Annotated in this window: 13 protein-coding genes; 4 read left to right on the forward strand and 9 right to left on the reverse strand. The window is 53.4% G+C overall.

Features of this window, described 5'->3' with window-relative positions; all coding sequences use genetic code 11:
• Positions 1 to 45 precede the first annotated feature (45 nt).
• A complete protein-coding gene (locus FJ146_12195; GenBank protein ID MBM4252726.1) occupies positions 46 to 654 on the reverse strand; it encodes an ATP-binding protein in 609 nt (202 codons plus the stop codon).
• 45 nt (positions 655 to 699) lie between these two features.
• Here FJ146_12195 and FJ146_12200 point away from each other — a divergent pair, with 45 nt between their 5' ends.
• Entirely contained in the window at positions 700 to 1,062 is a 363-nt protein-coding gene (locus FJ146_12200; protein ID MBM4252727.1) for a hypothetical protein, read from the forward strand.
• A 38-nt stretch (positions 1,063 to 1,100) separates the two neighbouring features.
• On the opposite strand, the gene FJ146_12205 is transcribed toward FJ146_12200, so the two are convergent.
• The 3 genes from FJ146_12205 to FJ146_12215 form a co-directional block, all read right to left on the reverse strand.
• Complete coding sequence (locus FJ146_12205; GenBank protein MBM4252728.1) at positions 1,101 to 1,574, reverse strand: hypothetical protein; 474 nt, start codon at positions 1,572 to 1,574, stop codon at positions 1,101 to 1,103.
• Between the two features lie 132 nt (positions 1,575 to 1,706).
• Positions 1,707 to 3,932 carry a catalase/peroxidase HPI gene (gene katG, locus FJ146_12210; protein MBM4252729.1) on the reverse strand — a complete coding sequence of 742 codons (2,226 nt, stop codon included), beginning with the start codon at positions 3,930 to 3,932 and terminating at the stop codon, positions 1,707 to 1,709.
• Positions 3,933 to 4,044: 112 nt separating this feature from the next.
• Entirely contained in the window at positions 4,045 to 4,521 is a 477-nt protein-coding gene (locus tag FJ146_12215) for a hypothetical protein (protein MBM4252730.1), read from the reverse strand.
• 217 nt (positions 4,522 to 4,738) lie between these two features.
• On the opposite strand from FJ146_12215, the gene FJ146_12220 reads away from it, so the two are divergent.
• Positions 4,739 to 5,812 carry a PilT/PilU family type 4a pilus ATPase gene (locus FJ146_12220; GenBank protein MBM4252731.1) on the forward strand — a complete coding sequence of 358 codons (1,074 nt, stop codon included), beginning with the start codon at positions 4,739 to 4,741 and terminating at the stop codon, positions 5,810 to 5,812.
• On the opposite strand, the gene FJ146_12225 is transcribed toward FJ146_12220, so the two are convergent.
• Positions 5,813 to 6,862 carry a phospho-N-acetylmuramoyl-pentapeptide-transferase gene (locus tag FJ146_12225; protein MBM4252732.1) on the reverse strand — a complete coding sequence of 350 codons (1,050 nt, stop codon included), beginning with the start codon at positions 6,860 to 6,862 and terminating at the stop codon, positions 5,813 to 5,815.
• A gap of 172 nt (positions 6,863 to 7,034) precedes the next feature.
• Between FJ146_12225 and FJ146_12230 the strand changes: the two genes are divergently transcribed.
• On the forward strand, positions 7,035 to 7,409 hold the full coding sequence (locus FJ146_12230; GenBank protein MBM4252733.1) for a hypothetical protein: 375 nt from the start codon (positions 7,035 to 7,037) through the stop codon (positions 7,407 to 7,409).
• Between the two features lie 7 nt (positions 7,410 to 7,416).
• Positions 7,417 to 7,947: a thioesterase gene (locus tag FJ146_12235; GenBank protein MBM4252734.1), complete on the forward strand. Its 531-nt coding sequence runs from the start codon at positions 7,417 to 7,419 to the stop codon at positions 7,945 to 7,947.
• Positions 7,948 to 7,962: 15 nt separating this feature from the next.
• Here the strand turns inward: FJ146_12235 and FJ146_12240 are convergent, their stop codons facing one another.
• The 4 genes from FJ146_12240 to FJ146_12255 form a co-directional block, all read right to left on the reverse strand.
• Positions 7,963 to 8,808: an amino acid ABC transporter substrate-binding protein gene (locus FJ146_12240; protein MBM4252735.1), complete on the reverse strand. Its 846-nt coding sequence runs from the start codon at positions 8,806 to 8,808 to the stop codon at positions 7,963 to 7,965.
• Positions 8,809 to 8,833: 25 nt separating this feature from the next.
• Entirely contained in the window at positions 8,834 to 9,691 is an 858-nt protein-coding gene (locus tag FJ146_12245) for a hypothetical protein (protein ID MBM4252736.1), read from the reverse strand.
• Between the two features lie 166 nt (positions 9,692 to 9,857).
• Positions 9,858 to 11,054, reverse strand: coding sequence for a recombinase RecA (recA, locus tag FJ146_12250; GenBank protein ID MBM4252737.1), 1,197 nt, complete (start codon positions 11,052 to 11,054; stop codon positions 9,858 to 9,860).
• A 10-nt stretch (positions 11,055 to 11,064) separates the two neighbouring features.
• Positions 11,065 to 11,799, reverse strand: coding sequence for a hypothetical protein (locus tag FJ146_12255; protein ID MBM4252738.1), 735 nt, complete (start codon positions 11,797 to 11,799; stop codon positions 11,065 to 11,067).
• Positions 11,800 to 11,932 lie beyond the last annotated feature (133 nt).

Consider the following 11,932-nt stretch of genomic DNA (forward strand, 5'->3'; position numbering starts at 1 on the left):
GACATAGGTAGCCAGTCAGATGCTGAAATGGAAGGTTGGCACTCATCAATACAAAAATCCGAATAAATAAAGAGGAATCCGTTTACCAGAGCCTACTTCGATCCCATCGAGCGCCAAAAAACCTTCGGTTTTTGCATGTTCTACTTGGCGCAGGTCTTTACCCGGACCACCAACTTCGAATACCAATTTAGATTCAACTAAAAAATCTGCTGTGAGATGCGTGTGTACCTTGAGTACCTCAGAAATCGCTGCTTGAAAAAAGACTTCTCGAACCATGCCGGGATCGAAATCTAAACTAGCTTGACTGACAATTGCGGCAAGAAGATTGGTGTTGGCCGGATATAATTTGGCTGGCTTGCGTGCATGCTTGGCACCAGACTTATTGGCTTTGTAGGATTTCAGCAGGCCTGCCTTTTCTAAACACTCCAGATAAAAATAGACAGATTCCTTTGCCAGCCCAAGATCCCGACTAAGACCTTCAATGTTCGGCTTGAAAGGTGGCGATGAGTAAATGATCCACAATAACCGACGCAGCGACGGTATCTTGGTGCGCTCTAAACCAAACAGATCTGGTATGTCCTCGGACAAGACCTTGTCCAGAATCGCGAGCAAACGCAGTAGGTAACTCGCCTGCCGCTGGCACGTTTTCTGCACCTTAGGAAGCGTGGTGTTGTTATGGTCTTAAACGGAGATATTGAGATGCGTCAGTTTTCCCACAAAATGCGATTGCTTATCGTCATGTCGTTGATTGTGCTCGCCAGTGCCTGCGCCAAGAAAAACGAAAGCAGCAGTTCAGAACTTAGACACCACCACCACCCTGGCGACACGAGCACGTCCGAATATCGCGACTTTTATCATTTGGTAGCGACTGGCTGTGACTGCAGCGAGCTACAGTGGATGCATCAAGAGTGCGCCAACGCACCTGGCGGTGCCTTTGGTGGCGGCCATATTCCCGGCTACTGTGGTGAAGCGGTAAGCTCCTGCTACTACTCAGTCGCTATGCGCAACCAGGAGCTAGGATGCTGGCAGACGGATCAGACGCCCACTTGTGGCGTCCAGTGAATGACCTAGAGGGCCTAGAAACACAGATCCAGATGCCTCTACCTTGCCGTCGTAGTGGCGCCGGCCGTCCTACCCCTGAGCGTGGCCACCGCACTTTCCTGAACTTTTAGGGCTGACTTAAGCCGCTCGACTAACTTTCGGTCAGCCTCGAGTTTATCGCGCGTTGTTTTGGCATCGAGACTATCAGCACCAGCGCGGCCACTTTTTTCCAACTCTGCCAGACGACGTTTGCCGCGGCTCACTGCAGCTTTGGCATGGGCGAGTTCCATTTCCATAATCTGAAGATGCTGAATTTCGGCGTTCAAATTTGTCTGGTCCGCACCTTGCTCAGACGCAGTTACCTCGGGTGCAGCGGTCACCGCGTGATTGGGTGCCTCGTAAACTTCCTGCCTATTGTTACTCGATTCATCGCTGAGCCGCCAGTATGCGCCAACAGAGAGCGCCACCGGGCAGAGGCACACAAGGATAAAAGATCTGTTTCTAAAAAGTCGATTCGCAACTGTTCGACTCATGGCGGCATCCTTGGTCAGCATTTTGTTTTTTGCAGCCTTGCATCTCGCGTAAAGAAAAACATCGATTTAACGCATCAAAGTCCCTGCAAACCGAGATATGCAGGGACTTTGTGTCAGACTACATGCGAGTCGTTACGACTTCACGTCGAAGCGATCAAGCATCATAACTTTGCCCCACGCTTTAGCAAAGTCACGAACGAACTGGTCCTTGCTGTCTTCAGCGGCGTAGTACTCAGCAAGAGCGCGGAGCTCCGACTGCGAGCCAAAGATCAGATCAACTGGGGTCGCGGTCCACTTAACGGCGCCCGACTTGCGATCCACACCTTCGTAGATACCTTCGTCATTAGCGGATTTTTGCCATGCAGTAGACATGTCAAGCAGGTTGACGAAGAAGTCGTTCGTGAGAGTACCCGGCTTCGCGGTCAAGATACCGTGTTTAGAGTGTCCCGAGTTAGCATCCAAGGCTCGCATGCCGCCAACGAGCACAGTCATTTCCGGAACAGTCAAGGTCAGAAGATTGGCACGCTCCACCAACATCTCTGTCGGTGACAGGAAATTGCCTTCGCCGTAGAAGTTACGGAAAGCATCAGCCTTCGGCTCAAGCACGGAGACTGCAACCACGTCCGTTTGCTCTTGGCTAGCATCGGTGCGGCCTGGGGTAAACGGCACTTCTACCGTGACGCCAGCAGCTTTTGCCGCCTTCTCGATGGCAGCGTTGCCACCGAGTACGATCACGTCGGCGAGAGATACTTGTTTGCCACTCTTACCCTGCGCCTTATTGAAGTCGCTTTGAATCGACTCCAGTTTAGCCAAGGTTTTGGTAAGCTCAGCTGGATCGTTGACGGCCCAGTCTTTCATCGGAGCTAGACGAATCCGCGCCCCGTTAGCACCACCGCGCATATCAGTGCCGCGGAAGCTGGCAGCCGAAGCCCATGCCGTACGGACGAGGTCCGCAGTGCTGAACCCCGAGCTGAGGATCTTTGCCTTGAGCGCTGCGATGTCTTTAGCAACGAGCGGCTTGGAGGTAGCTGCTGGTACTGGGTCTTGCCATGCCAACTCTTCCTTAGGCACTTCAGGACCAAGGTAGCGCGAACGTGGACCCATGTCGCGGTGCATCAGCTTAAACCAAGCTTTGGCAAAGGCGCGCTGAAATTCCTGTGGATTTTCTTGGAAACGCTTGGCGATCTTTTGGTAGGCAGGATCAAACTTAAGCGCCAAGTCCGTTGTAAACATGATCGGTGCATGACGTTTCGTCTTGTCGTGAGCGTCGGGAACCAGATTATTCCCAGCATCATCCTTCGGTATCCACTGCGTTGCACCGGCAGGACTCTTGGTCTGCTCCCATTCGAAAGCAAATAGGTTGTCCAGGTATTGCGAGGTCCACTTGGTGGGGCTAACCGACCAGGCGCCTTCAAGGCCACTGGTGATCGTGTCGGCGCCATGGCCTTTGCCACACTTGTTCTTCCAGCCAAACCCTTGCTCCTCGATGCCCGCGGCGGCCGGCTCTGGACCAAGACACTTAGACGGATCTTTAGCACCGTGCGCTTTACCAAAGGTGTGACCACCGGCTATCAGGGCGACGGTCTCTTCGTCGTTCATCGCCATCCGGCCAAAGGTCTCGCGGATGTCTTTGGCCGCTGCCAGCGGATCAGGCTTACCGTTCGGGCCCTCAGGATTCACGTAGATGAGGCCCATTTGCACGGCTGCAAGCGGGTTATCGAGTTTACGGTCGCCTTTGTAGCGCTCGTCGGCGAGGAACTTTTTCTCCGGCCCCCAGTAAACAAGATCGGCCTCCCAATCATCGGGACGACCACCGGCGAATCCGTAGGTTTCAAAACCCATAGACTCGAGTGCCACGTTGCCAGCAAGGACCATCAAGTCCGCCCAAGATAGCTTTTTGCCGTACTTCTTCTTAATCGGCCACAGGAGCCGACGCGCCTTGTCCAAATTGGCGTTGTCTGGCCAGCTGTTAAGCGGCTCAAAACGCTGCTGCCCACCACCGGCACCACCACGCCCATCGGCAATCCGGTAAGTTCCGGCACTGTGCCAGGCCATGCGGATGAAAAACGGTGCATAGGTGCCCCAGTCAGCAGGCCACCAGTCCTGAGACGTGGTCAGGACCTTGGCGATCTCTTTCTTGACGGCCTTCAGATCTAACTTTTTGAACTCATCACCGTAGTTGAACTTAGCGCCCTGGGGATCGGAGCTATCACCGTGCTGGCGTAGCGGTCCTAAGTCTAAACGCTTCGGCCACCAAAACTGATTATCCAAAGTCTGGCGGTCACTGCCGCCAGCACCGTCCTCGGACTTATCTGCAGCCAAAGCGGCTGGAGATAAGGTCATGGCGCAGAGCGCCATCTTCACTAATTGAGCCTTCATTTTGAGCATCCTCCTCAAGTGTAGGGAAGCCATCATCACAACAGGTCAGGCCAACTTATGACTCGTAAAACTATTAAAAACCTTAGCCGACTCAGTGGGCTACGTCTAGAGGCTTATCGCTTTCGACCTGTAGCTGAAGGCCTTCACTACCGCCAGCAATCGCCTCAGCAATCACTGTGATCGGTGATAAATCTTTAATGGGATAGAGGAACGGCGTGTCTGGACTCACGCGCACGTACTGCACCCGCTCCGAGTTCTTGTCGAAGATGGCAAGACGCAGGGAACGCACGGAGCCACTCGCCAAATTGATAGGCATAAAACGCAGCGTCTGCGGCATGTCGGTCCCCGTCAGAACGACGCGACTCGAGAGACGGACATAGGTCGTAGCAGGACGAGGCCTCGTCACGTTCTTGCCTGGCGGAAGCCTATCCAAGCTGAATCCACTCACCCCCCCTGCCCCGCTACCGCCGCCGTCATTGGCCGGCCGTCGACCTGGTTTTGCCATAGCTGTACCGCCAAAAACCGCCGAGATTACGCATGCTAATGCTAGGATTTGAGTGGGTTTCATTTTTAAACTGATCCACTTAACTGTTGGTTTTCGCCCTATTACGCAACGCTTTAGGGATGTTAGCACACACCATCCGAACCTCGAAAGATAAGCCGCTTTTTGACGGTTTTCCCAAACCCGGTCAGCTCCGGTTTCTTAAGTTATCCTAGGTAGTAAGCCGATACGCGCCAAAGGGGGGGGGTGCCTCCGAGACCAACAATTAAGTGGATCAGCTAAAATGGAATTAGACCGCATCTTGAAGGTAGCTGTGCGTGGCGGAGCAAGCGACGTCTTACTGAAGACCGGCGTTATGCCACGGTTTCGCTTTAATGGTGACATCATCCAGTTAAGCGACGGCCAGGAAATCACCGTCGAAATCATGTCCGACTGGGTCACGCGGATCCTTCCGGCGCACCTCCGCGAGCGCCTCGAGAAGCGTGGCGACGCCGATTTTGCCTATCAAACATTGGATGGCAATCGCTTCCGCGGACACGTCTTTAAGCAGCGGCAGACTTTTAGCCTGGTGTTTCGCGTTATCACGCAGCACATACGCTCCATGGAAGAACTGCAACTACCAAAAATACTAAAGCGCCTCAGCGACGAAAAACGCGGACTAGTCCTGGTGACGGGAGCAACCGGCTCTGGCAAGTCGACAACTTTGGCAGCCATGGTGCAGCGCATCAACAAGGAGCGTTCAACACACATTGTGACGATCGAAGACCCTATCGAATTTTTGTTCGCCGACCACATGTCGACCATTCAGCAGCGAGAGATTGGCATAGACGCCGAGTCTTTTGCCACAGCGCTCCACGGGGCCATGCGGCAAAACCCTGATGTCATCCTAGTCGGCGAGCTGCGTGATCAAAACACTATCGAAACCGCCCTGATGGCCGCAGAAACCGGTCATCTAGTCCTCTCCACCTTGCACACGACGGACGCAGCCGAGACGCTCACGCGTATGCTCTCGTACTTCCCGCCGCATCAACATGAAGTGCTGCGTCAGATGATGGCAAGTACTCTCAAAGCCGTGATTTCCCAGCGCCTGGTCACCCGCATTGACGGTAAGGCGCGCGTGGCAGCATTCGAGATCCTCGTCAATAACGCTACGGTGAGAGACCACATCCTCAAAAACGGAAATTTCGAGGACCTCCACGGGATCATTGGCCACAGCGGTGAGGCCTACGGCATGCAAACCTTCGATGATTCGCTACTAGCACTATTTAAAGCCGGCGTCATTAGTGCCGAGCAAGCCCTGGCCCAAGCGACCAAACGCGATAACATGCACCTCAAGATGCGCGGTGTAGGCACCTAATCACCGGACCTTAATTAAGAGCACCAGGGTGATCATCGTCATCATCACCTGCACCAGGGCAAACCGCACTAGCACCTGCGTGTTCGACCAGCCTTTGTTATGGCGTACGTGATCGTGCAAGGGAAACCTGACTGTTCTGAAGATGGCGATCTTGAAAAACCGCAGTAATGCAACTTTGACCAGTCCCGTGCCACCATTAACTAAAAGTACCGCTGAGACTATAAAAATCATGAAGGGATTACCGGTCTTGATGACAAAGACGCCGAGAAGAAAACCTAGCGAGCGCGATCCGGCGTCGCCCATAAGGAGGCTACTGGGGTTGGCGTTGTACCAAAGATAACCGAGGATCGTACCTACCAGTGAGAAGGCCATAATGCCCCAGACAGCCCCGTCTTGGTAATGAGGTAGCAGCAGATAATTAGCAATTTCCTTGTGGCCAAGGACAAAGTACAGGAGCCCACCCAGACTTGTGAATGCGACTGCTGTGAGCGTACCAGAGAGCCCGTCCACACCATCGGTGCAGTTAGTCGAGTTGATCGCCGTCCAGATCAGTACCGTGCCACCAGCGATAAAGAGCCAGGGTGGCACGCTCAGCATGGTTTTGGTGAATGGCAGCCAGATGGTCGTGGTCTGAGCGTCGCAGAGTAACGTCGAGGCAGCCACAGCCAGGAACACATCGATGAGCCCCTTCTTGTATTCGCTCCAGGAGTCGATCGCCTTGTCGTCAAACCAACCGGATAGCATAGCCAGGTAGTTTAGAAGGATCACCGCTAGAGACTGATTCGTCGGTGGCAAGACGATCAGCTCCACTAAAGTAAAAATAGAGATGAATATCACCCCTGCTCCTGTAGGCTTGCCTTGCGCCGCCGAGCTCTGCACAGCATGGGCACGTCCCCGGTCACGCGGCAGCAGCCTGGACAGCCTCGGGAGCAAGATAAAGGTCAAAAGCCAACAAAGGCTGACGCTCCAACCTCCCAAAAATAGATACGAGGTGAAGAGGCGGAACGGCCCAAATTGTTTCTCTAGTAACTCGCCGATCCAAAATAGCACCTGAGCCTCCTAGGGGGCGGTATTTTTTTCCAATGAATGGTATAACTATAATGCAATCAGCAAGATGAAGAAATAGGGGCGACAAACTGGCGCCATCGTGGGTAAGGAAAGTGTGCCGCGCGGGGCTACATCCTAACCCTGCGGCGATCTTTATTTAAGGGGGGAGAAGTTGATGACCAATCCGACGATGGAACGAGTAGCCGTGTGCGTGACTCGCACCAAAAACGAGAAAGCCGAACTCCTGGTCCAGTCCCCAGATCTGCGCGCTGGCGCTTCCATCGCTTTACCTGAGATTGCTTTGCTGCCAAACGAGCATCCCGCCGAGGCCGCCTGGCGTCTCGTAACTTCAACTTTCGCTAAAGACGCCTGTCAGACCTTCCACAAACTGGCCGAAGTAGCGACCGACACCGCCGGATACCACATCTTTCAGACGGGTCTCGAAGAGTCGGCTCTTGAGCCCACGGGCTCCCACATGTGGCTTGACCAATCAGAAGCCACCGCCGGCCTCACGGCAACCTGGAAACCTGCACTAGAGAAACTGAGATAGGGGCCCTATGTACGTCTGGCTAAGATTGCCTCGCATCATCGCCAGGTCCAAACTAGCGCAGCGCACCGACCCCCTTGCAGAAATTCGGACCCCCCTGCGCGTGCTTCCTGGTGACATCGACGCCTACAAGCATTTAAACAACGGTCGTTACCTGACGCTGTGTGATATCGGACGCTACGATTGGTCCGCGCGCACGGGTATGCTTCGGGTGTTCAAAAAGAACCGGTGGTTCCCCGTCATCGCTACGGCTGCGGTGACGTTCCGTAGATCGCTTGAGCTATTCCAACGTTTTGAACTCTCCACTAAGGTCATTTACTGGGATGACAAGTGGTTTTATATCGAACACGAATTCATCCGCGAAGGTTCCGTGTGCGCACGAGTGCTCGTCAAAGGCGTCATCCGCGACGAGGATAAGCACGCTGTATCGATGAGTCAAGTCGTCGCAGCGCTTGGCGAGGGTGAACGACCACGGATCCCTATGCCCGAAATAGTCCGCGACTGGAGCCAGTGGGAAAAGCAGATGATCCGCCCCAAATAGGTGACGTTTACGGTTTCACTCTTCGATGTGATATTTCTCCGTCAGCTGCTGATAAAACGAAGTCGATTTTAGCTGGCGTATACAGCTATCCATCGAGGCTAGAAACCGAGTAGCCTCCTCACCTTGGAGTCGTGGAGACTTCTTAGATAAACTGACGAAGTAGTTGGCACGCTTCACCACATAATCAAGCACCTTGACACGGTCACGATATCCTTGTTGACCCGCAAACCAAAGAATCGTGTTTTTGTGATTAACAAAGACATCGATGCGGTTATTCATAAGTTTGATGATATTTACGGCCTCCTGGTCGGTGACATCGTAGCGACCTTTGGCTGCTCGATCGTCGATGTATTTCTTAAATTCCGGCGTGTAGACGAGACCCAAGAGTCCGCCCATTCTTAGAGGATCAAAGTCGGCAATGCTATCGATCTTAATTTCAGAGGCGGCACGCACGGCGGGTTGGTAGGCTGAGGTAAAGAGCGGCTCCGTACCATAGTTTAGAAAGCTCTCGCGTGCCTTATCGTAGGAATACACGTGAAAGTCGATCACTCCAGACTCCATGAATGCGCGCGTGCGGGCGATGGGATATGGAACAAAATTAATCTTGTACCCAGTCGATGGCGCACAACGTTCGACGATCTCTTTGATGAATCCTTTGGGATGACCCTCACGTCCACCGAAAGCGTACGGTGGCCAGTAATCATCGTTCATGATGAGTTCTGGTGTAGGCGCTTGTTGCAACTTCGCATTTGGACTGGGTTCCGCTGCCTGCAAAAAGGTTGTTTTTAGCAGCAAAAACAAAACCATTCCTGTGTAAAAACGCTGGGATTTCGGATTCGGATTTTTATTCGTTGATTCCATAATCAATAAAATCTACGTGGTTAAATTATGGCACATGTGAGACTGGGTACGCTGTTACCATGTTTTTGTTGGGTCGGACGTTGACTTGTACATACTGCTCACCATTGATCCCAGCATTTTTTATTTTGAACCAGATCGCATTGGAATTATGCTCGGGGTCATATATTGGGCCTTTGACCGGAGTGATGGCATCCCGTAGATTGCGATACATCGTCGAGATTACTGCTTCATTAGTGAATATGGTATGTAGTGATTTATTACGATCTTTAGGTGGATGTAGATGCTCCTCGACATGATCTTTTCTAAATTCTGTTACCTTGTATTCACCGTAACATTCGTAGGGCATGTCGCTTGTGGGCTTATCCCCAATGCACTCGTTTGAATCTTCACTTGCACGAATTTGACGCCGACTATAGCCAAGTAAACCGAGAGCAACGGATTTAGGTTGCTTTAAGTTTTCGTACAGATCGTCGAAACTGTTTAAGATCGTTCCTGCCGCCTGTGGCAGGTTGATCTTTAGGCCCTCTTTCGCAATGAGATCACCCACCGACTTATAGCGGGACCCATAGCTATCAATCTGCGCTCGATTGCCTGCCACTAGTTGGGCAAAGTCAGTGACTATCTTGCCGCGAATGGCGACTTCACCACGAGGGACGACGGCCTCTAGTAAATCGTAGAATGTAGTGATCGGCAGTGCTTTGAAGTTGGCTACAAACGTTTGCCGGTCACTTGATGATGAGCTACGAATAAATTGTGCCGTATCTTCGGCAAAACTTGCCGCAGCTCGTTGCGCTCGCTCCTGTAACGGCTGCTCTGAATGTAAACCACAAGCCTGCAAGTTGACGACCAGTAGGCCGGCAATAATTGCTTTTAATATCTGCATTTCTCTAACTCCAGACACATTAGTCCGGCGCTTATCGGCATTTTGGGCAAAAATCTTTAGACTGAATCGAAATTATTTGGTGGTCACTGGGCAGCAACTCAGATACCAGGCAAGAAAAAACGCACCTCACCCGGATGGTGAAGCGCGTTTAGTTTAGTGACTCGCCTTACTTGCTAGCGGCGACGGCGCCTGGCTTCTTAGGTACCAGCTTAGCCGCTGCGTTGGCTGCGTTAGCTGCCAGAGCGGGAGCCGCTGATGCGGCTGCCGCCCCTGCACGCTGAGGCTCAGCCTTAGCATCTTTAGCCGGCGTAGACGCCGCTAAGGAAGTCTTACTCTCAGCGGATGCCTCCGCCTCGCCGGTCTTACCGATGTTGTAGGCCGTCAAAACCTCTTGCTCGATCTTGGCTGCCACGGACGGATTCTGCTCAAGAAACTCCTTGGCATTCTCGCGGCCCTGGCCAAGACGCTCTTCTTTGTAAGCAAACCAAGCGCCCGTCTTAGCGATGATGTTTTTGGCCACGGCGAGATCGATCATATCGCCAATACGGGAAATACCAGTACCAAACATGACGTCAAATTCAGCCGTCCTGAACGGCGCAGCCACCTTGTTCTTGACCACTTTAATCTTAACGCGGCTACCGACCACCTCCTCGCCCTGCTTAACCGAAGCGATACGGCGAATATCTAGGCGTACGCTGGAGTAGAACTTCAACGCGTTACCGCCCGTCGTGGTCTCGGGGTTACCGAACATCACGCCGATCTTCATCCGCAGCTGGTTGATGAAGACCACCATCGTCTTCGAGCGCGCGACGGAAGCCGTAAGTTTACGCAGGGCCTGCGACATGAGACGCGCCTGCAAACCCACATGGCTATCACCCATCTCACCCTCGATCTCAGCCTTGGGCGTCAAAGCCGCTACCGAGTCGACGACGATCACATCAACAGCATTGCTCTTTACGAGGAGGTCGACAATCTCAAGCGCCTGCTCACCAGTGTCGGGCTGAGAAACCAGCAGGTCCTCAAGCTTGACACCGATACTCTTAGCGTACGAGGTATCGAGTGCATGCTCAGCATCGATAAAGGCAGCCACACCACCACGCCGCTGCGCCTCAGCCACAAGGTGCAGGGTCAAAGTGGTCTTACCGCTAGACTCAGGACCAAAGATCTCCACAATCCGTCCGCGCGGCAGTCCACCGATACCAAGAGCGATATCGAGCGACAGAGCGCCAGTGGGGATCGTCTCGATCCGCTCCGCCAGCGCATTCTTCTCGCCGAGGCGCATGATGGCGCCCTTGCCAAACTGCTTCTCAATAGACCCTACTGCTTGCTCAATCGCCTTGCGGCTCTCATTACCTGCCAGCATCCGCATCCTCCTAGGAATCAATCCGGTTTAGTTGCCGATCACGCGCCAGCGCGTCAAGATTCAGCAAAGTCGCTCCAGCCACCGCTAACGGTAGCGTTAACATCTGTGTAAAGGGGATCGCTAGCCAAAGGCCAAGCCCCAGCACCGCCCAGGCCTCACGTCGCGCCACGCCTAGCCGCGTCCGCAAAGGCCACCCACGGCGCGCCATTGGGTAATCGAATAAATCCCAACCAGCCAAAAATGCCGCCAAGAGTCCGGAGAATACATTGAGCCCCGGAACAAACACAAGCAAGATGGACAAGGCGAGAATCAAGCTCACCTTTTTAAACTCAAGCCACAGAACCCGCAGCATACCGCGGAAGCCGGCCGTACCAGCCACAGTCCCAGTACGCTCACGCTCGACGGCGACCGAAATCGCCTCGTAAACCGGTGCAGCCACGACGCTCATGATGAGAGCCCCAGCCACCAGCACCAAAAGCACTCCGCCTAAAAAGAGGCCCGTCTTAACCAGATAGTAAAGGCCCAGCATCGGCCAACCTGCAGGCTGGGTGAACAGGAGCGTCGCCGTCAGTTCAGGTGCGTAGGCCACCATCGCCGTCAGACCTGCCACCACGCTACCAAACCCACCAAACCATGGCACGGCAAGGAGCAGCAAGTAGCGAGGATGCGCCCGCAACCACCGTACGCCTTCGATATAGGTCTTAAAACCACGACTGAGATCAGCCGCGGGGGTAAGTAACGCCATGATCGCCTCGACTCCAGACAACTGGGAACATCCGACACAATACACAAAAACCAGGTGGACACCTAGCAGATACCGTACAATTGTCTGGCACCGACCTTCAAGTCCGCGACCATTAAGGTTTTCGTGCCTACCA

This window comes from Deltaproteobacteria bacterium (assembly GCA_016874735.1).
GTDB lineage: Bacteria > Bdellovibrionota_B > Oligoflexia > Oligoflexales > CAIYRB01 > CAIYRB01.